Origin of the sequence: Flectobacillus major DSM 103, assembly GCF_000427405.1 — a bacterium.
Classification (GTDB): domain Bacteria; phylum Bacteroidota; class Bacteroidia; order Cytophagales; family Spirosomataceae; genus Flectobacillus; species Flectobacillus major.
In genome coordinates this window covers 3974914-3996145 of sequence record NZ_KE386491.1, presented here as the reverse complement: position 1 = coordinate 3996145, position 21232 = coordinate 3974914, and the positions used below count along the sequence as shown (strand labels likewise).

Sequence of the window (21232 nt, the reverse complement as noted above, 5' to 3'; positions counted from 1 at the left end):
TTATTGAATATCCTCCCAATGATTGAGTAAGCGGTTTGTTATTTGAATGCCGAAATACCGGTAATTTCTGCCCCTAATATCAATAAATGAATATCGTGAGTTCCTTCATAAGTTACTACCGACTCTAGGTTCATGAGGTGTCGCATAATCGGATATTCGCCCGTAATACCCATACCACCATGTATTTGGCGAGCTTCACGGGCAATTTTCAAGGCTATTTCTACATTGTTTCTTTTGGCCAAAGATATTTGCGATGTTGTGGCTTTGCCTGTGTTTTTGAGCATACCCAAACGCCAACAAATTAATTGTGCTTTGGTAATTTCAGTTAGCATTTCGGCCAGCTTTTTCTGTACTAATTGAAAAGATGCGATTGGTTTTTCAAATTGAACCCGTTCAAGGGCATATCTTTTGGCCGAGTCATAGCAGTCCATTGCAGCCCCTAACGCCCCCCAAGCAATACCATAACGAGCCGAATCCAAACATCCCAATGGAGCTTTGAGGCCATCGGCATGAGGTAATAAATTTTCTTTGGGTACTTTTACATTATCAAATACCAACTCGCCTGTACAGCTTGCCCGAAGCGACCATTTATGGTGTATTTCGGGTGTCGAAAAGCCTTCCATGCCTCTTTCTACAATAAGTCCTTTGATACGGCCTTGTTCATTTTTTGCCCAAACTACCGCTATATCGGCCAATGGGGCATTTGAAATCCACATTTTTGAACCGTTGAGTAAATAGTGGTCGCCTTTATCCTCAAAGTGCGTCTTCATTCCAGATGGATTTGAACCAAAATCTGGCTCGGTCAATCCAAAACAACCCAACCATTTGCCCGATGCCAATTGGGGCAAATACCGAAGTCGTTGTTCTTCAGAGCCATATTCAAAAATAGGATACATCACCAACGAACCTTGTACCGAAGCCATCGACCTCAGGCCTGAGTCGCCTCTTTCTATTTCTTGCATCATAAGGCCATAGGCTATATAATCAAGTCCGCCTGCTCCATATTTTTCGGGGATAGTGGGGCCAAACAAACCCATTTCACCAAACTTTTGTACCAAATAGGCAGGAAAATAGGCTTTTTGAGCGGCATCTTCTATAATTGGTGATACTTCTCGTTTGATAAAATCCCTTACCGATTGTCGAATAAGAAGATGCTCGGGAGTCAATAAATCGTCGATTTGATAAAAATCGGGCGATTCAAAATTATCGGCTTTGTTGGATGTATATAATTCCATGGTTTTGTTGTTGTGATAAGTGCTGAAAGGTAAATAATATTCTGGGCTTACTCAATGATTTTTATTAGTAAGCCTTTTCTAGCAGAAAATCTACGGTGGTACTTTACACAAAAACCCGCTGGCTAATATCTTGAGCCTTTTGCCAGGCTTGTGTATTGATATGAGGAAGTTCGCTTTTGAATTTTTGTAAAAGTGGTATCGTATTAATATTACCAACCAAATCGTCGTTGGCCATAGGACAACCGCCAAAACCACCCAAAGCCCCATCAAACCGACGGCATCCCGACCGATACGCTGCTTCAATTTTGTCTTCCCAATCAAATGCCGTGGCATGAAAATGTGCCCCAAATTCTATGCTCGGAAACTCGGGAATAAGTTGTGAAAACAAATCAGTAACAACTTCTGGATGAGCCACACCTACGGTGTCGGACAAGGCTATGATTTTTATACCCAGTTGGTGCATTTGGGCAGCCCATTCTGTCACAATAGCTGTGTTGTATAGATCACCATAAGGATTTCCAAAACCCATCGAGAAATATATTACTAGCGTTTTTCCATGCTTCAAACATAAATCTTGAATATTTGCTACCGTTTGGAATGCCTCGGCAATTGTACTATTGGTATTGCGTAACTGAAAAGTTTCAGAAATAGAAAAAGGAAATCCTATGTACTGGATATGCTGGAATGTAACAGCTATCTCTGCTCCTTTTAGATTGGCCACAATAGCCAAAAGCTTGGTAGCCGAAAGCCTGAGTTGTTCATATACTTGTGCAGTATCGGCCATTTGTGGAATAGCCCTTGGAGACACAAAGCTCCCAAAGTCGAGCGTGTCAAAGCCCACTTGCAAAAGCGTATTAATATATTCTACCTTTAGGACTGTTGGTACAAAATGTGGCCACCCTTGCATGGCATCTCTGGGACATTCTATTATTTTCATAGTTTGAGATTGGTTGATGAATAAGTCCTAAAGTTTGGTATTTTCACCTAAAAAACAAAAAATCCCAACCATAAAAGCATGATTGAGATTTTTTGAACTCCAACTACTGGTTAGGTATTCAGAAAAGTGTTTTTCCTATTATCTATTACTCCTGTCCATAAAGAAGTTAGTGATAGAAAATATATTCTTATTTTGAGAGTGAAATTGTCTTCAGACAATTCTATAACGCTAATATGATATAGCGTATTGTAACAAAATACAAATAGCCATGCCTTTTAAAAGACATGGCTATTTGTTGTATTATTAAATGGCTTATTGATGTTCTTCTCTCAACAAATCATTTACAGTTTTTACAGGATTAAATGTAATTAAAGGTACTTCTACAAAAACTGTATTCCAGTCGGCCATAGCACCATTCCAAAGCCCCGGAAGCTCCTGAGCCTTCAGGTCTTTACCATCTCTTGACTTAATCGTTACAAAACCTGTTTTAGGATCACGGAAAGAAATAAGGTCAAATTTTTGCCCTTGGCTATCTTTCAATCCACAAATCAAGTCAACAGGATTGAAGTGCGTCGAATTATTGAAAGTAGCTTTCTGAGCTTCGTTGTCCATATCTACCTGAGCCGATTCTACAATCTGCAATGAGGTAGTTCCATCGGTATTTTTACACCAGAATGGCCCTCCTCCAGGCTCTCCTGTATTTTTTACAACACCACACACACGTATCGGGCGGTTTAGTTTTCTTTGGAAATATGCTATTTTTTCGTCGCTACCCAAAGTATCAAAACCACTTGGAGGCAACACGCACAACTCTTTCTCAAAAAAAGTGGCTAATTCATCCAATAATTCAGAAGATGCACCCGCCGACAATTGTTGTTCGTAAGCAAAAATACGCTCCTGAAAGTTCAACAAAATTCCTGCTAATGCCTTTTTGTAGTCGTAAGTAGTAGCCTTTATACGATCAGGAACAACGTTGTCGATATTTTTGATAAATACCACATCGGCTACCATGTCGTTGAGATTCTCTAACAAAGCACCATGACCAGCAGGACGAAACAACAACGAGCCATCTTTTTCACGGAAAGGCGAGTTATCCATATTTACGGCAATGGTATCGGTCGAAGCTTTTTGTTCAGAAAAACTTATATCAAAAGTTGTATTGAGTTCTCTTTGATAAAAAGGTAGGATACTTTTTGTCAAGCCCTTAAAACCTGCATTATGCTCGGGCGAAACGGTAAAATGTAATTGGGCTTTCCCGTGCGATGCCCCATAATTGGCAGCCTCTATAATGTGTTCTTCGAGTGGCGTGCGACAGCCCTCTGGATAAGAGTGAAACTTCAATAAGCCTTTGGGTAAATAACCATAATTCAAGCCTATTTCGGTAAGAAAATAGCTTACGATGGTTTTTCTGTCGGCATTTTCAGGTACTAGCTCTATTAAATCTTTGTAAAAAGCAAATTCGGGTAAACGCTCAAAAAATTGCTCTACCGACTTGTCGGATTTATCGTCGGTCAAAAAGGTAAATAATGATTTAAACATTCTGGTAGCTGCACCCGAAGCAGGTACAAACTTGAGCAAATCTAAATCTTTGGATTTTTCGGCATATAAATCAGCAAATTTAGTCACATCTTCTTCTGATAAGCGAATTACACCATCCTCTACAGTTGCTGCTTTTTCGAGCTGCATGAAAGGAAATCCATCTTTAAAATCTTGAATTTGTTGTTCTACTGTAGCTATTTCAATGTTTTTGGATTGAATTTGTAAAAGGTCTTTTTCTGAAAACATAGTCGCTTTGGGGTAAGAGTATTATTTTAATATTATAAAATCTATTGTTTGTATGTTACTATAATTGGTATATCAGAACAAATTTATCATTTTCTTCTATAAAATCATCACAAGAATTAGTATAAGGACAATTTTGAGTAAATCTATAATAAATCGCAGAATATTTAATCTTTCTAATGGAAAAAGAAAATTTTACCTATGATTTATGAGCATATTTTTCAAGAAGCGAAGTATATTTCAGAATAGTAATATGGAGATATGAATTGAATAGCCAAAAGCGGTTCTACTAAACAATACTTATTCCAGATAGGCCATTAATTATCTTTAAATATAATACTGTTTTGGGAAGCAAAGCAATTAGACCCTAAAAAAATTATTGGTGTTCATAAAAATATTTATTCTGTACCATATTTGGCAAGTTATTTCGTAATAACCTGTCCTGCCTTCATCACCATTTTTACGTGACGAATATGATTGATTTGGTTTACGGGGTTACCTTCTACCAGTACTAAGTCGGCCCAAAAACCTGCTTTGATTCGACCCAACTCTTTTAACTGAAACATATCGGCATTGATCGACGTACTCGACCGTAATACAGCCAAAGGACTCATGCCGTATTCTACCAAAAGTTCCATTTCACGGGCGTTATCGCCATGAGGAAATACCCCGACATCGCCCCCCATACAGATTTTCACGCCAGCATCAAGGGCTTGTCGAAAGGTTTTTCTTTTGATTACAATACGTTCTGGCTCTGGTTCTTTTCCTTTTTTCCATCCTCGGTATTGAGAGACGGCATCGCCTGCGGCTAAGGTTGGGCAGTAGCACACATTATGTTCTTTCATGAGCTGGAATATTTCGGGCGTAGCATTATCGCCATGCTCAATGGTTTTGACTCCTGCCAAAATAGCCCTTCTCATGCCTTCGGCTGTAGATGCGTGTGCCACTACATCACGACCCGAACTTTTGGCAATATCAACAACTAGTTTTAGTTCCGACTCTAAAAAAGTAGGTTGAGCATCTTTCAACAAGCCCCAACGATAATCGGCATATACTTTTACAACATCGGCTCCTTTTCCGATTTGTGTCCGAACGGCTTTGGTTAAGTTATCAATACCATCGGCTTCTTGTGCACCTTGTACAACAGTGATGTCCGACTGAAACCCTTTGGGGCCATAACTCCCTGTAGCCACCAAGGCACGCCCTGCTACCAGCATTCTTGGCCCCAGAATTACCCCTTTTTCGATGGCCTGTTTTAGCCCAATATCATCGTAGTCGGCTCCTTCTGTACCCAAATCTCGAATTGTCGTAAAACCTGCCAGTAAGGTATTTTTGGCATGAACTCCCGCTCGCAAAATTCGTTCAGCTCGTGACTCTTTTAGTACTTGGTCATCCCAAGTTACCTCGTTGTAAGGATGTAATAACAAATGAGAATGCCCCTCTATAAGCCCAGGCAACAAAGTAGCACTGGGTTGCTCAATAATTTGGGTATTGGAAGGATAGCTCAAATTAGCCCCAACAGCCTCAATTTTTTGGTTTTTGACAAGTACCTGCCAATTTTCATGAAGGTTTTCGCCATCAAATACCCTTGAGGGTTTGATTAATATAAAGGTATCCTGAGCTTTTGCCATTAGCGAAAGCCCCAATAAAATAAAAAGTAATAATGTTTTCATCTTTTTTTAGTTGTTGAATAAAAACGAAAATAGCACGATTTTTTGAATCGTGCTATTTCTTATTCGCCAAAAGCTAAAGCTATTACTTTATTTTGAATACCGCTTTCATTTCAAAGCGAACTTTGATTTTTTGTACATCCACTGTGCTTTCTACCATTGGGGCGTTGTTGTCCATTGCTACAGCTTCACGTTTCATCATTGCAGCAGCATATACAGGCTGAGGGTAATAGCCATTGTCTATTTCATAGATTTCTAATGCTTCGCCTAGTTGCTCGCCAATACCCGCTAATAAGTAACTAGCTTTTTCTTTGGCAGCTTGTAAAGCCTTAATTTTTACTTCTTTTTTCAAAGCATCAATTTTTGAATATTCAAAACGCTCAATATTAGTCGAGAGAATACCCTTTTCATCAACACGATTAAGAATAGCGTCTATTTTAGACAAGTTTGGCAACAAAAGGGTGTAGGTTTTATTTTCCAAGAAATTAGTCGGCTTTTTGCGTCCCCACCATTCACGATAGCCATTGATACCTCCTACAACAAGGCTTTCCTTTGGTACACCTGCATCGGCTACTGCTTTTTGCAATTGCTGTTCTAGTACCAAAATATCTACCCTATTTTTATTATCCTTTTCTTTGAAATATTCTTTCAGGGTAATCGACACATAAATTTTATCAGGTAAAACTTCCTCCTCGGCTGTTCCTGTTACTTCTATTTTTTTAATAGGAGGCTGATTCATATTATTTTGGGCTTGGGTAAAGTGAAGCGTACTTAATATAGTAGCAAACAAAAAGAGTATCTTTTTCATAATGAGTTCGTGTAAAATGTTGAAAGATGATTAATATGGCTGAAAACGAGGAAGCATTCTTTAAAGTATGTTGTTAACAAAAGATTAACAATAGTATATTACCTAGGTATACCCTAAAGTTTTGATACCCAAAAATTACACTAAAATGCAACATTTATCTGGTACATTGGTTAATATCCATAATAACGAGCGTATTATTTATAAATATTTCCAGAAATATCTTTTATTTTACAAGAAAAGAAGGGATATTTTGAGAAAATTCAAATTTTAGAAAAATTATCAATTCCCACAAATTTTATGTAGTTTTGTCTATAAAGCAAATAGAACTACTCTGGATACTGGATTCTTGTTTCTGGAAACTAGGTTAATAATACCTGCCAAGAATCCTTTTTATAAGAATCAAGCATCAAGAAACTAAACAGAATATGATTTCCAAAAAAGCCAAATACGCTTTGAAAGCTTTGAAAGTTCTTGCTCGTGAATATGAGAAAGGGCCGTTGTTAATTGCTAATATTGCAGAGTCAGAACACATTCCAAAAAAATTCTTAGAAGCTATTTTATTAGAGCTTCGTAACCACGGTATTTTGCAAAGTCAGAAAGGAAAAGGGGGAGGGTATTACCTTCGTATGCCTCCAGAACAAGTAAGTTTTGCTAAAATCATACGTATTATCGATGGCCCTATTTCACCAACACTATGCGTTTCTTTACATTTTTATGGTAAATGCGACGACTGTGTGAGCGAAGAAGCTTGTTCATTGAGAAATGTAATGGAAAAGTGGAGAGATGCTAACCTAGCGGTTTTGGAAGAAACAACTCTTAGCGACTTAATCAAATAATTATAGAGTTTTAAGCAATCGGTGCTATAGCAATACAAATTTGCCATAGCACCGATTTTTGTTTTGGGGCAATTACCTCTATCTATTTCTTTTTAGAGGCTAGAGCATTTTCAACAGCATTGGTATCGGTTCTTGCTCATAGAATGCTCGATACTCTTAATACAACCAGTTAAAATTATCCACCTGATACCCCCCTTTAATATTCTCGAAATACACGATTGGGAAAAACTGTTTGAAGAATGGAAAATAATCAATAATAGCTATTTATTCTTGGATATAATACCAGTACAAGAGAAAAGGCAGGATTACGTAGCTATTAATACAAGAACAACCCTATACGATATTTCAGGAATAGAAAAAAATCCTGCATAAAATTGTAGCATTGAGATTGGAAGTTATTGAATCATTGATATTTTAGAGACAAATAAAGAATATTATAAGTACTTTTTAACATCACCCAAAAAGATAACTTGTATTAGCCTATATTTCAATACAAATACCAATATGATTGATAGCCATGAAACTAGGAGCATTCAAGAATTAAATCTTTGATAAGCCTAAAAAGACAAAACCCTTAACAAATTGATTGTTAAGGGTTTTTCTTGTGCTATTGTGGTAAAGGGCGGACTCGAACAACATAATCCTATACTTTTTAAAAACATTAAAATACACTGATTATCAAGTACTTACAAAAAAATCCGACAAAAACCGATAAAATCCTATAAAATACGCAAAAAGTGTCCCCCGAATCAATAACCCATTATCACGGTAAATATGCCAATAATTTGCCCCGTCTTTGACTAATCAACCCCTAAACCGTTATCTCAAAGAAATAGGGCGTTTAGTTGGTTTTGATGCCTTAGAAACGATTATCTACACCACAGGAGGAAAACGCATAACTCAACAATTACCCAAATACGAACTTATTACGACGCACATCGCCCGCAGGAGTTTTGCAACGAATCAGTATTTGTTAGGCGTACCAACCATTACCATTATGGAAATGACAGGACACCGCACCGAAAAGGCATTTATGAAGTATATCAAAGTTACCAAACGAGAACACGCCCAGAAAATACGTGAGATTTGGAACAAACAAAAGGAGCATCCGTTTAATAATATTTTGAAAATTGCCAACCCAAAAGGTATCTAATTAGGCAACACTTGTTATATTTGAATAAAAATTGACAACCATGCCAGTATATGAATTTTTAGACGGTATTAAGATAAACGTTTACAGAAATGACCACGTACCGCCACACATTCACGCAAGTATTGGGGAATACGAATCGTTGATTGATATTAAAAAAGTGTCTGAAATGGTTGGAAACTTACCTAAAACGCACCTCCGCAAAGTGTTACTATTCGTGAAAGAGAACCAAGACGACCTTTTGGAAGAATTTTATAATTTGAATCCTAAAATCAAAAGAATATGAACCAGTTAGTTAGAATATCAAAAATATTGAACGTTGAGCCGTTTAAAATTACAGCCCTTTGGAATAATGGAGAAATACGCATCAATGATTTTACCAAGTTTTTTGAGAATTGGAAAGAATCAGAAGACACCCATTTGTTAGGTCTGACAGCGTGGGAGGTGTTTAAAGGTGTAACCGTCACCAACGAACCGCCCCGTACTTTGGAATGGAAAAATTACCCTACAACATTTACTTGGAAAGGGAAAACACAAACCGCCCCTACTGATTTAGACCCCGACACCCTTTATCAAGAAAGTATTTTTGTACGCAGTATTGAACCCTTGCCAATAGGAACAATGCTAAAACAGGTAAGGGAAAAGGCAGGATTGACACAAACAGACGTAGCGATTAATGCAGGAACAACCCGTAATTATATTTCAAGAATAGAAAACGGTAAATCTGATATTCAAGTAGAAACCCTCCACAAGATTGTTGAATTAGGATTGGGTAAACAGTTGCGTATGGAGATTGTATAAATAACCTCCGCCCATTTTCTACATGATTGATTTATGAATGAGTGATTGTATCAAATGGGGAATCGTTGATAATTGATACAGAACCCGATGTTATGGACGTATTGAAAGCTATTGAATTACATAACAAAATGCAAGGCATCTATAAAACAGATTTAACTGTTATTAAGTTGGGAATTGATTTTGAGGAAGAATACATTTAGAAATGATTGTCAAAATACTATTTTAGTTTGTTAGGTGTTACGTTGAAACTTTCTTCATATTTAGGGAGCGTTTTTTGTTTTGGTGGGGTAGCGTTTTGCGACTCCCTTTTTTATTTTATTCAAAAATCAACTTAAAACCTTTCAAGGTGTCCCCCGTGAAAAGACAAAACCCTTAACAAATTGATTGTTAAGGGTTTTTCTTGTGCCATTGTGGTAAAGGGCGGACTCGAACCGCCGACACACGGATTTTCAGTCCGATGCTCTACCAACTGAGCTACTTCACCGTTCTGATTTCCCGTTACATTTTCGTGTTTTGTTCGTGTGTTTCGGGACTGCAAAATTAGAGGATAGATTTTAAAAACCAAAATGTTTTCACAAAAAAAAATAAAAAAAAGTGTAAAATTTTCAAACCAAGGGGCTTTTTATTTGAAAATCAGCAATTTACATCAAAATATTTTTTTGAAAAAAAATGAAAAAAATATAAATAGTATGCTTGCATACTATTTTAGAATTAGCCATCTTTGCAATATACAGTTTATTCAAGAAAAAGGTAAATTTTGGTCTTTGAGAACCTTATATTGGCAGTATTAGAGCATTTTTTGTCCGATACCCTTCCCAATAAGCCCTCTTTGGCCAAGTGTATAACCCAAACATATATCCTATGTATTTCTTACAACAAATTCTATTTCTGCTAGCTTTGGCAACAGCAGGGTATTTTATTACAAAACGCATTAGCATTATCAGAAACACGATTTTGCTGGGTAGAGATGAAAATCGCTATGACCAACCAGAAGAAAGGCGTGCAATGATGCTGAAAATTGCTTTTGGCCAGAAGAAAATGTTTGACAGGCCTATTATTGGCCTACTTCACTTTGTGATATATGCAGGTTTTTTGCTTATCAATGTCGAGGTGCTAGAAATTGTGCTTGATGGTATTTTGGGGACACACCGCCTTTTTGCTCCTTTTTTGGGCGAAACATACGCTGTACTTATTAATTTCTTTGAAACAATGGCTGTGGGTGTACTGCTTGTGTGTATGATTTTCTTGGTTCGTCGTAATATTACTAAAGTAGACCGCCTACAAGCTACTCGTCACCGCGAACTCAATGGCTTTCCTGTAATTGATGGAAATACGATTCTTCTTTCAGAGATTGTCCTCATGGCTTTCTTATTAACAATGAATGCCGCTGACAGCGTTTTACAGAGTCGTGGTGAAGGACATTATCATTTTGTAGGTAATTTCTTCTTTAGTGGCCTTCTAAAGCCTTTATTTGAGGGTTGGAATACGACTGCATTGGTAGTTTACGAAAGAATTGCTTGGTGGTTACATATTTTGGGTATTTTGGGCTTTGCGATTTATGTAACGTATTCTAAACATTTACATATCTTTTTGGCTTTCCCTAATACTTATTTCTCTAACCTCAAATCGAAGGGAGAAATAGCCAATATGCCAGCGGTAACACAGGAAGTACAGATTATGCTAGGTTTGGCTCAACCATCGAGCGACACGCCTACAGAAATAGCTCGCTTTGGTGCAAAGGATATACAAGATTTAACTTGGAAAAACTTAATGGACGCTTACTCTTGCACCGAATGCGGCCGTTGTACCTCTCAGTGTCCAGCCAATTTAACAGGAAAGGTTCTGTCGCCTCGTAAAATTATGATGGATACCCGCGACCGCCTTGAAGAGGTTGGCCGCAATATGGAACTCAACAAAGGAATGTTTGTTGATGATGGAAAATCGCTTTATGGCGATTATATCTCGGCAGAAGAATTACGGGCTTGTACCACTTGCAACGCTTGTGTGCAAGAATGTCCTATCAATATTTCGCCTTTAGACATTATTTTGCAGTTGCGTCGCTACCAAATTATGGAAGAGTCTGATGCACCTGCCTCATGGAACGCTATGTTTTCTAACTTAGAGAACAACCAAGCCCCTTGGAAGTTCTCGCCCGCCGACCGATTTAATTGGGCTGATAAACTAAACGGATAATACCAATGGATTTAATCTTGTTTTTAACAAATTAACACATTCAATTATCATTCATTCAAACACATTTGTAACTTGCTGTTTGTTAGTTTATAGCTTCATAAACGTTGATATATCATGAAAAATAGTTTGAAAGTGATAGCCACCATTATTGTATTAGGCATAGTGCTGTATTATTTAGGCCCTAAGCCCAAAGCCCCACAATTCCAAAATTATTCTTTTGCTTTGCCCAACTCTTTGACTGAACTCGATGCCCAAGTCAAGGCCGAAGAAAAAGCCGAAAAGGGTATTCGTCCAGACAATGAAGCAAGAATTGTTTGGGCCGATTCTATTCAGAAAAAGAAAACGCCATTGGCATTTTTATATATTCATGGTTTTTCGGCAAGCCAAGAAGAAGGCGACCCTGTTCATACCAATATTGCCAAAAAATATGGTGCAAACTTATATTTGGCTCGTTTGGCTGGGCATGGCATAGACCTTGGCGATGCTACTATGCAAAACCTTAGTACCGACGAAATTATTGTTTCGGTAGAAAAAGCCTTGGCAATTACCAAGAAGCTAGGCAATGAGGTTATTATTATTGGTACTTCTTTTGGAGGAGCTTTGACACTGTATTTAGCATCTCACCACCCCGAAATCAAAGCAATAGCCCTATACTCGCCCTGCATCAAAATTTATGATGATAATGCCACTTTGCTAGACAATCATTGGGGCAAAAAAATTGCCACAATGGTAATGGGGTCAGAAATACGTGACTTACAACCCAACAACCCTTTGCATGCTCAATATTGGTCGATGCACTATCATGTTGATGGGTTAATTGCTTTACAAAATTTTTTGACGAATGTTATGATTCCGAGTACCTTCGAGCAGGTAAAATGCCCTACTTTTTTGGGGTATTATTACAAAAATGAAGAAGAACAAGACAAAGTTGTATCGGTGCCTGCTATGCTAAAAATGTACGAAGAATTGGGTGTACCTAATACCCTAAAACGCCAACAGGCCTTTCCTAATGCTGGACATCATGTGATTGGTTCTTACGTACTTTCAAATGATTATGCTAACGTACAAAAAGCAACCGAAGCCTTTTTAGACCAAGTTGTATTGACTCATAATACCAAATAATTATTGTTTTATCAAAAACAATCTTCTTAATTGATTACATAGGCTTGTTGTAAAGAGCCTCAATAAACGCTAAGGAATATGTCACAAGAAATAGAATTTAAAGTGCCCACTATGGCCGAATTAGCCATGAATGGCCAAATGCCCGAGATTCTTTTTTGGGTAGGTTGTGCAGGTTCTTTTGACGACCGCTATAAAAAAGTAACCATTGCTTTTTGCAAAATACTTAATCGTGTGGGTATTAATTTTGCGGTTTTAGGCACAGAAGAATCTTGTACAGGCGACCCTGCCAGAAGAGCAGGCAACGAGTTTCTTTTCCAAATGCAGGCTACCATGAATATTCAGGTATTGGATGGCTATGGTATCAAAAAAATTGTAACAGCTTGCCCGCATTGTTTTAATACACTCAAAAATGAATACCCTGCTCTTGGTGGCAATTATGAAGTAATTCATCATTCCGAGTTTTTACAACAACTTATTAATGACGGTCGTGTCAAAATGACTGAGGGAGGCGAGTTTAAAGGTAAAAAAATCACCTATCATGACTCTTGCTATTTGGGCCGTGCCAACAACGTTTATGAAGCACCAAGAGCTGTTTTAGAGGCCCTCGATGCCGACTTGGTTGAAATGAAACGTTGCCGTACCAAAGGCTTATGCTGTGGTGCTGGTGGAGCTCAGATGTTTAAAGAACCTGAAAAAGGGCAGAAAGATATTAATGTAGAACGTATTGAAGATGCCCTTGAAACAGGAGCGTCGACGATTGCAGTGGCTTGTCCTTTTTGTATGGTTATGATGTCGGATGGGGTAAAAAACAAAGAAAAAGAAGATTCAGTAAAAGTTTATGATTTGGCGGAACTGATTGATGCAAGTATGTAGTTTTAAAAAAGTAACATTAGCTTCGATAAAACTACGTCGATAACTAAATAGGGCTGTCCTATAAATAATAGCTAATTTTACATGATTACGTATCATCTTTAATTTCCGTTTACCATGCTTATATCGTTTGATAATATGCCTTCTTATGCCCGTATATGGGTATATCAGGCCGACAGAAGTTTAACAAGCTCAGAAATTTTGGCTATAGAGCAATATTTGTCAAATCAAGTGGCCGATTGGGCTGCACACGGTGCTCCGTTGGCAGGTTCGTTTCAGGTATTGCACCAGCGTTTTGTTATAGTGGCTGTAGATGAGAAACAAAATGCCGCCTCTGGATGCTCAATCGACGCATCTACTCGTTGGCTTAAAGATTTGGGACAAAACCTAGCTATCAATTTTTTTGACCGCTCAATAGCATATTGGCACAACAACTCCATACAGACTGTTGAAATGCTCAAAATCAAGCCCTTAGTAGCAGAAGGTATAATCACACCCGATACTATTATTTTTAATAACCTAGTAGCCAATATTGATGATTTTCAGGCAAAATGGCAAGTTAAAGCTGGCGATTCGTGGATGGATAGGTATTTTAAAACCGCTACGGCTTAATCAACAACCTTTTATCAATATCTGAACGGGGCTAAGTTTAATAGCCTAATCATCACTTCATCATGGCCGAAAATTTATATATACCAACCACTACTAGCCGTCAAGCTATTTATGAGGCTATCACACCTCAAATCGAAGCATTGATTACGCATGAAACTGATTTGATAGCCAATTTGGCTAATATTTCGGCTGTACTGCGTGAAGCCTTTGGCTTTTTTTGGGTTGGGTTTTATTTAAAAAAAGAAAATCAATTGGTATTAGGGCCTTTTCAAGGGCCTATTGCCTGTACACGAATTAATTTCAATAAAGGAGTTTGCGGACATTGCTACACTACTCAGCAAACTATCATTGTACCCGATGTAGAGGCATTTCCAGGGCATATTGCTTGCTCATCAGCATCAAAATCAGAAATTGTACTTCCTGTTTTTGATAAAAATGGACAAGTATCTATGGTACTCGATGTAGATTCAGACCAGCTCAACGATTTTTCAGACATAGATGCTCAAGGTTTAGAAAAAATCATTGGTATCCTACAAAATACACTTCATTAAGAGGCTAAGGGATATATCTCGACACTCACTAATATTCCTTCTACTGCCTAACGGTTTTCATCAAGTTGTTAGGCAGTTTCTTTTATAACATCCTTTCAATAAGTTCATTACCAACAACACTCTTCTATTCTCGTAATTTTGACAAGATACCCACCCATGAGAAATTTTCGTTTAGAAGGTTATTCCTACTAATCAAACAAAATATCTTTGGTTGATTGCATACAATACCACCTATAAACTCTCAGAAAAAACTATTGTTAGCGGCAATTCTTAGGGTTTAAATTAATACTTTAGGGGTTGAAAAGCTTCTCTAGAAAAGTAGATAGATAACTTCTGCTTCTGAGAGAGTTAAATAGTCAAACAATGAAGACAAATCGTGCATCGCAACAAAAATATCTGCTTAGATAAAAATGCTTTCAATAGGCAATATTTTTAATATATTACCATACAACAAATGACATAGGTAATACAACTGAAGTTGTATCGGAGGGGCTTTCATGATAGGATAAAACCACCATAAACGCTGTTTTGGCAATAGATTGGTAGGAGATTAGAGCTTAAATACTTTATGCCAATATCAAAATTGGTAGGGTAAACCCAATAATATTACCAATAATAGCTACATTTTACACAAGAATTTGGAGACTTATTTGCTTACATTCTAAAAAATGGGTTTCAAAAAGCAAGATTAGAATTGAAAATATATAAAAAAGCGTGTATTGCTCATTACCCATGTTGGTTAATAGAATATTCATCCTGAAAATTATGATAGCCCAAAACTCCCTACAATGACAGAAGTAGAAAAATATATATCGCAATTTGAACCTGATACTCAGGATAAATTAAATGTTCTGCGACAAGTGTTTTTTGAGGTGTTGCCCAACACCGAAGAAAGTATTCGTTATAATATGCCCGCTTTCAAAGTAGGAAAACATCATTTGTATTTTACAGCATACAAAAAGCATATTGGCTTTTATCCCGTTTATGGCTTACCAGAAATTGAAAATGAGGTGGCTTTATATAGGGCTAAAAAAACCAAAGACAGCCTGCATTTTATGCTCGACAAACCCTTGCCTATAGAACTGATAAAAAGTATTATCAAACTGAAGTCACAACTTTAACTAAAAATGGAGATAACCCCTGAACATAACAAACGAATATCAAAAATAACCTTTGCATCTGTTCTTCCTCATTATCTTAGAAAGGTTGAAAAAAAAGGTAGAACTCAGGAAGAATTACAGCAGGTTATAGAGTGGTTGACGGGTTTTGACGAGAGAAAAATCAAAGAACTTGTTGACGAAAAAGTAACCTTTCAAACATTTTTTGAGATGGCTAACATAAATCCAAACGCTAACTTAATTACAGGGGTAATTTGTGGCTATAGGATAGAAGAAATTGAAAACCCAATAACCCGACAAGTTCGGTGTCTCGACAAATTGGTAGACGAATTAGCGAAAGGAAAAAAGATGGAAAAGATTTTGAGAATAGCATAAAAGACTATCGACAAAAGTCTCTTCGCCAGCTAGCAGGAAAAAACTTTTGAGGAAATTTGTTCAAAAAGCCCATAAAATCCTTTCATTCTGAATCATGTTAAAAGATTAGTCCATAAAACCTCTCAAGCTAAAATCAAGCAAAACCAATATACAAATAGGCACTTTGCTACTTTGGATATTGGTCTTGCTTGACAACTCATTATTTCTTGTTATATGGTACTAGGTTGTAGGAAGACCTCACTTTGATTACCTCTGCTATTTTAGCAAATACCAGTTTGGGAATCTCAATGTTATGGTCTACCAGTTTCACATCAAATTCGCTGGTGAGTGTTACTTTTAGGGCATCAATCACGATTTTTCCTTTAAACTCCCTATTTTGAGCTACCCCATGAACGGTTAAAATGCCCTTTGTCGTAACATTGTACGTACCGTTTTTACGATAATCTATCGTCTCCTGTATTTTTCCCTTGAAAGTTGCGGTTGGAAACTTTGTCGATTCCAGATAATTTTCATTAAAATGCTCTTGCATAAGCTTATTCGGGAAATCGAAAGAAGTTATTTTCATACTAACAGCTATTTCGCCTGTTTGGGTATTGATAATAGCACCAACGGTTTTGCTCGTTGCTGTAATATTTTCGATGGGAGTTTCTGAGAAAAAGCTAGTTTCGCCACTTTGTGTAGCATACAACTGTGCAAATGACTGTGCGGAGAACAATAAACATCCGATTACTACTGACAGAAAGATTTTCATGGCCTTGATATTTATATGATGTATCAAACCTACGGCCAAATCCTCATTATAGTTTGTTGAAGCAAAAGCCATTCAGAAGCTTAGTACAGAATGGCTTTTTGCGATATGGCATTGTTATGCTAATTTATCTACTAAAATTTGAGCTATTCTTTCCGAAGTTTTACCGTCCCACAGTGGCGGGACAATACCTTGTTTGGCTTTGCCCGAAAGAATTTCCATAAGTTTTTGGTGTACTGTCTGTGGGTTAAGGTCAGCCAATAATTGATTAGTCCCCAATTCTACTGTTACTGGGCGTTCTGTCGAGTCCCTAAAAGTTAGGCAAGGCACTTTTAAGAATGTAGTTTCTTCCTGAATTCCCCCCGAATCTGTAACAATCACGCTAGCATTTTGCATCAACTGCAAAAATTCTAAGTACCCTTGTGGCTCTGTCAAAACCAACCCTTCTATGGCTTGTATTTTTTCCCACAGGCCTACATTTTTAAGATTGTTGGCCGTACGTGGGTGAATCGGGAATACTACTTTTTTATGAGGGACAGTATTTTCAATAATTGTCAAAATAGCTCCAAGCCCTTCGGCAGTATCTACGTTGGCAGGGCGGTGCATAGTCATTACTACAAACTCATCTTTTGCCAAGCCTAACTCTGTCAATACAGGTGTTTGTTTGGCTTTTTCGAGGTAGTGTACCAACGAATCAATCATGACATTTCCTACAAAAAATACTTTCTCTGCGGGTACTCCTTCATGTCGAAGGTTATCGATCCCCGACTGTTCTGTAATAAATAAAAAATCAGATACGCTGTCAGTCAAAATACGGTTAAGTTCTTCTGGCATTTTTCTATCGCCACTACGCAAGCCCGCCTCCACGTGTGCTACAGGAATATGAAGCTTGATAGCTACCAAAGTACAGGCTAGTGTTGCATTGACATCGCCAACCACCAAGACAAGGTCTGGTTGCTCGGCTAAAATCACTTTTTCAAACTCTATCATTGTACGGGCGGTAACCTCGGTATGTGAGCCACCTCCCACTCCCAAAAAATAATGAGGTTTTGGCATTTGGAGCTGTTCAAAAAACACATCACTCATTTTAGCATCAAAATGCTGACCTGTATGTACAATCTTGGATTCAATCTCAGGATGTTGCTCGAAGGCCCGATGCAATGGTGCTACCTTCATAAAATTGGGTCTAGCCCCTACAATATTAAGAATTTTCAACATAGTATATCTCTCTAGTGATTTTTAGTGATTTTCTCAAAAAAAGCGTAAAAAAATACAAAAACAGGTATCTATTTAAGGAAGTTATACACACAAAATGGCTCTAAACAGAGTTATCCACAAAGTTATCCACATTTTATTGTGGATAAAAATTCACTCCTAGACTACAAAGTTGGTTAAAAAGCATTATTTACCCAATAGCATAGCCTGATAAAGCATCAGGAATTGTTGACAAATAATTTCTTGAGAAAATTCTTGTTCTACTTTCAGTCGGGCTGCTTTTCCTAATGCAAGCCTTAGCTCTGTATTTTCTAACAAATTATGGATTTGTTGGGCTAGTTGAGAAGCATCACCGATAGGCACTAAAATACCATTTATACCATGCTGAATAAGGGCAGTACAACCAGCACAATCACTGGCAACAATAGCCCTTCCTACTGCCGAAGCTTCTAAGAGTACTTTGGGCAAGCCTTCATGATACGATGGCAGTACCACTATATTGGCTTGCTCTAGGTGTTCTCTGACATCTGCCTGAAAACCTAACCAATTCAGGTAATCAGGAATAAGGTTTTGCTGAAGCTCCTCTTCCAAATAAGCACTAGGACTATCGGGATCGAGGCCTCCGATAAGGCTAAAACAAGCTTGGTATTGCCATTTGGGTTGTAGTAAAAGTGCAGCTCGAATAAACTCATCGATACCCTTATCTCGTATCATTCTTGCAATAAGTACTACTTGTAAAGGTGTAAATAGTTCGGGGGTTTCTTGATAATAGGTAGTATCTACCCCAACACCTTTTATGATAGTAAACTGAGATATTGCAAGGCGAATATTTTTTTGAAAGAAAGTAGCATCATTATTATTTTGGAATACAAAATGATGATTGGAGGCCCTAAGTAATGTCTGCAGAAGGCGTAGTAATATTTTTTCAAAACTCCATTTTTTTGACGATAACGACGACCCTAAGCCCGATACGGCATTAATAACGGGAGCTTTCTTTGCCCAAAAATTGGCAATAGAACCCCAAAGAATCAGTTTTATACCAACATGATGAATCAAGTCTGGATGATTTTGTTGGTAAGTTTTCCATAAAAAATATATTACTTTTAGCTCTTCCCAGAGGTTTTTGCCCGAGCGTTTCATTGGTAAATCAATCATCGTAAATCCATACGATTCGATTGTTGAACGATGGCCTGTATCTCGGGTCACAATTGTAACTCGATACCCCTGATGCAAAGTTGCTAAGGCAATGGCAAGGCGATGCGACAAGAAAAACCAGTCGACATTGACAACTAAAAAAAGATGTGGAGATGTAAGATTGCTCATATCAGTAATTTTTTTCGTACCATTTTTGAAAACAAAAAAGACTCCATAACTTGAATGAATAATAACCTGGATAATGAAGCATTGACCTAATAGCATTTTGTAATGGTAAGGCATCGAAAATAGCCTGATTAAGCAAAAAGTCCATCGAGGTCAATCGTAACAACTCGGGCTGAAGCTCATGGCTAAGCCATTGACCAACAGGAACTTCAAAGCCGTGTTTGGGCAAATTAAAAAAACCTGAAGGAAGCCTATCAGCAAAGGTTTCTTTCAAGATCCGCTTATGTTTTCCCTGATAAATCAAATAGTCATCGGGTAGCTGATGGGTAAATTCCCAGAGGGATTTAGCCAAAAAAGGCGATCGGCATTCGAGCGAAGCCATCATGCTAGTTCTGTCTACTTTGGTAAGCATATCGCCTTCCAAGGCAATACTTTTGTCCCAATAACGAGCCTGTTGTAAAACCGAATACGGCGAATATTCAGATAGCTGTTGGGACAAAAACAAGGAAGGAATATGCCAGTTAGATTTTAAAATACTTGACAGAACTAAAGGCGAAAAACCTAATGTACCCACCTGTAGAATATCTTCTTGGGAAGAGCCTCCAACAGCTTCAAGAAATCTATGGAGTTTTCCACGAAAAGGGAGTTGGCTCAAAAAGGATTTTAGTCTACGATGATATTTTTCTGAAGATATAATTTGCCGATACTTCGCTCCATAGTAAGGCATAGCATAACGGTTATACCCCCCAAATACTTCGTCGGCTCCATCGCCTGTTAAGGCCACTTTTACATATTGGCGGGTATTTTTAGCTAAAAAATAGCTCGGCAAAGCCGATGAATCGGCAAAAGGTTCGTCAAAATGCAGAATAACCTCTTCGATTTCCTCGGCCAACTGCCGATACGTCAATACAAAACAATGGTGCTGTGTTCCTAAATAATTGGCTACTTGTTGAGCTCTTTTCGACTCATCAAAATGTGGATTCTCAAAACCCACCGAAAAGGTTTTGATAGATGCTTTATGAGGGCGGTTTGCCTGTGCAATACTCGCTACGATACTGGAATCTACGCCTCCACTCAAATATACTCCTAGTGGTACATCGGCTTGTAATTGCTGTGTTATGCTTTCGGTTACTAATGTTTGTATTTGCTTTTGGGCTTGGCTATAGGTTAAATCATGAGCAACAGCAGACGAAAATGCCCAATAGGCTACCTTTTTATACTGCATGAGGGTGGTGTCTAGCTGTAAATAATGGGCAGGTTCGAGCTTTGCTATGCTTTGGTATATACTAAAAGGAGCAGGAATAAAAGTAAGACTAAAATACAAATAAAGAGCTTCGGGATTTATAGGAGGTAGCTCGCCCAATAATTCTTGATAGGCATATTTCAGCGATTTTAGTTCACTAGCCCATATACAGCATTGTTTACCAATTGTATAATACAAAGGTTTTTCGCCATTTATGTCTCTGGCCAAATAGAGTTGCTTAGTATTTTGGTCGTACAAAGAAAAAGCAAACATTCCTTCAAGATGTTGGCAAACGGCTATTCCCCAGTATTTGAACCCCTGAATAATAACTTCAGTATCTGATTCTGTAACAAATGACAACCCTTTGCTTTGTAAAAATTTCTTGAGATATTGATAGTTGTATATTTCTCCATTGAACACCAACGCCAGATTATCTATGAGCATGGGTTGATACCCAGTGTTTATATCAACAATAGCAAGGCGTTGCATTCCCATAGCAAGGTTTTGAGACGATGCCACCCAAGTACCATTATCGTCAGGGCCACGATGGTGTACAAGGCGATTCATTTGCTGAATAATACGGCGGGGTTCGAGAATAGGTTGTAACGAAACAACTCCATTGATACCACACATAGATATTGTATTT

The 21232-nt window shown here is 37.8% G+C and carries 20 protein-coding genes and 1 tRNA gene; 11 read left to right on the top strand and 10 right to left on the bottom strand.

The genetic code is table 11. The features are described 5' to 3' along the window. Positions 1-38: 38 nt before the first annotated feature. From FLEMA_RS72055 to FLEMA_RS72035, 5 genes are all read right to left on the bottom strand, one after another. Positions 39-1235: an acyl-CoA dehydrogenase family protein gene (locus FLEMA_RS72055; protein ID WP_044172773.1), complete on the bottom strand. Its 1197-nt coding sequence runs from the start codon at positions 1233-1235 to the stop codon at positions 39-41. A gap of 103 nt (positions 1236-1338) precedes the next feature. Beyond that, a complete protein-coding gene (locus FLEMA_RS72050) occupies positions 1339-2172 on the bottom strand; it encodes a hydroxymethylglutaryl-CoA lyase (RefSeq protein WP_044172771.1) in 834 nt (277 codons plus the stop codon). 312 nt (positions 2173-2484) lie between these two features. After that, complete coding sequence (locus tag FLEMA_RS72045; RefSeq protein WP_044172769.1) at positions 2485-3957, bottom strand: DUF4301 family protein; 1473 nt, start codon at positions 3955-3957, stop codon at positions 2485-2487. A gap of 419 nt (positions 3958-4376) precedes the next feature. Then, on the bottom strand, positions 4377-5627 hold the full coding sequence (locus FLEMA_RS72040) for a metal-dependent hydrolase family protein (protein ID WP_044172767.1): 1251 nt from the start codon (positions 5625-5627) through the stop codon (positions 4377-4379). 82 nt (positions 5628-5709) lie between these two features. Then, on the bottom strand, positions 5710-6432 hold the full coding sequence (locus FLEMA_RS72035; RefSeq protein WP_044172765.1) for an SIMPL domain-containing protein: 723 nt from the start codon (positions 6430-6432) through the stop codon (positions 5710-5712). 425 nt (positions 6433-6857) lie between these two features. Here FLEMA_RS72035 and FLEMA_RS72030 point away from each other — a divergent pair, with 425 nt between their 5' ends. From FLEMA_RS72030 to FLEMA_RS76240, 4 genes are all read left to right on the top strand, one after another. After that, positions 6858-7268 carry an RrF2 family transcriptional regulator gene (locus FLEMA_RS72030; RefSeq protein WP_044172762.1) on the top strand — a complete coding sequence of 137 codons (411 nt, stop codon included), beginning with the start codon at positions 6858-6860 and terminating at the stop codon, positions 7266-7268. A gap of 796 nt (positions 7269-8064) precedes the next feature. Then, on the top strand, positions 8065-8421 hold the full coding sequence (locus FLEMA_RS0140630) for a site-specific integrase (RefSeq protein WP_026996732.1): 357 nt from the start codon (positions 8065-8067) through the stop codon (positions 8419-8421). 40 nt (positions 8422-8461) lie between these two features. Beyond that, on the top strand, positions 8462-8704 hold the full coding sequence (locus tag FLEMA_RS0140625) for a DUF4160 domain-containing protein (protein WP_026996731.1): 243 nt from the start codon (positions 8462-8464) through the stop codon (positions 8702-8704). Next, positions 8701-9219 carry a helix-turn-helix domain-containing protein gene (locus tag FLEMA_RS76240; protein ID WP_052354188.1) on the top strand — a complete coding sequence of 173 codons (519 nt, stop codon included), beginning with the start codon at positions 8701-8703 and terminating at the stop codon, positions 9217-9219. The genes FLEMA_RS0140625 and FLEMA_RS76240 overlap by 4 nt, the downstream gene beginning before the upstream one ends. Positions 9220-9630: 411 nt before the next feature. Here the strand turns inward: FLEMA_RS76240 and FLEMA_RS0140600 are convergent. After that, positions 9631-9703: transfer RNA gene (locus FLEMA_RS0140600), tRNA-Phe, on the bottom strand. A gap of 377 nt (positions 9704-10080) precedes the next feature. Here FLEMA_RS0140600 and FLEMA_RS0140580 point away from each other — a divergent pair. The 7 genes from FLEMA_RS0140580 (at position 10081) to FLEMA_RS0140535 (ending at position 16060) form a co-directional block, all read left to right on the top strand. Beyond that, positions 10081-11412 carry a 4Fe-4S dicluster domain-containing protein gene (locus tag FLEMA_RS0140580; protein ID WP_026997925.1) on the top strand — a complete coding sequence of 444 codons (1332 nt, stop codon included), beginning with the start codon at positions 10081-10083 and terminating at the stop codon, positions 11410-11412. 114 nt (positions 11413-11526) lie between these two features. Further along, complete coding sequence (locus FLEMA_RS0140575) at positions 11527-12534, top strand: alpha/beta hydrolase (RefSeq protein WP_026996729.1); 1008 nt, start codon at positions 11527-11529, stop codon at positions 12532-12534. Between the two features lie 78 nt (positions 12535-12612). Beyond that, positions 12613-13407, top strand: a complete 795-nt coding sequence (locus tag FLEMA_RS0140570) for a (Fe-S)-binding protein (RefSeq protein ID WP_026996728.1) — start codon at positions 12613-12615, stop codon at positions 13405-13407. A gap of 114 nt (positions 13408-13521) precedes the next feature. Next, positions 13522-14016 carry a hypothetical protein gene (locus tag FLEMA_RS0140565; protein ID WP_026996727.1) on the top strand — a complete coding sequence of 165 codons (495 nt, stop codon included), beginning with the start codon at positions 13522-13524 and terminating at the stop codon, positions 14014-14016. Between the two features lie 62 nt (positions 14017-14078). Continuing rightward, a complete protein-coding gene (gene msrC / locus FLEMA_RS0140560) occupies positions 14079-14567 on the top strand; it encodes a free L-methionine (R)-S-oxide reductase MsrC (RefSeq protein WP_026996726.1) in 489 nt (162 codons plus the stop codon). Between the two features lie 788 nt (positions 14568-15355). After that, positions 15356-15688, top strand: a complete 333-nt coding sequence (locus FLEMA_RS0140540) for an iron chaperone (RefSeq protein WP_026996725.1) — start codon at positions 15356-15358, stop codon at positions 15686-15688. Between the two features lie 6 nt (positions 15689-15694). After that, positions 15695-16060 (top strand): DUF2200 domain-containing protein, encoded by a 366-nt coding sequence (locus tag FLEMA_RS0140535; protein ID WP_026996724.1) that lies wholly within the window; start codon positions 15695-15697, stop codon positions 16058-16060. 199 nt (positions 16061-16259) lie between these two features. On the opposite strand, the gene FLEMA_RS72010 is transcribed toward FLEMA_RS0140535, so the two are convergent. From FLEMA_RS72010 to asnB, 4 genes are all read right to left on the bottom strand, one after another. Further along, positions 16260-16811, bottom strand: a complete 552-nt coding sequence (locus FLEMA_RS72010; protein WP_044175014.1) for a YceI family protein — start codon at positions 16809-16811, stop codon at positions 16260-16262. A gap of 114 nt (positions 16812-16925) precedes the next feature. Next, complete coding sequence (wecB, locus tag FLEMA_RS72005; protein WP_310587229.1) at positions 16926-18026, bottom strand: non-hydrolyzing UDP-N-acetylglucosamine 2-epimerase; 1101 nt, start codon at positions 18024-18026, stop codon at positions 16926-16928. Between the two features lie 183 nt (positions 18027-18209). Continuing rightward, positions 18210-19346, bottom strand: a complete 1137-nt coding sequence (locus tag FLEMA_RS72000) for a glycosyltransferase family 4 protein (RefSeq protein WP_044172756.1) — start codon at positions 19344-19346, stop codon at positions 18210-18212. A 1-nt stretch (position 19347) separates the two neighbouring features. Continuing rightward, positions 19348-21219 carry an asparagine synthase (glutamine-hydrolyzing) gene (asnB, locus tag FLEMA_RS71995; RefSeq protein WP_044172753.1) on the bottom strand — a complete coding sequence of 624 codons (1872 nt, stop codon included), beginning with the start codon at positions 21217-21219 and terminating at the stop codon, positions 19348-19350. Positions 21220-21232 lie beyond the last annotated feature (13 nt).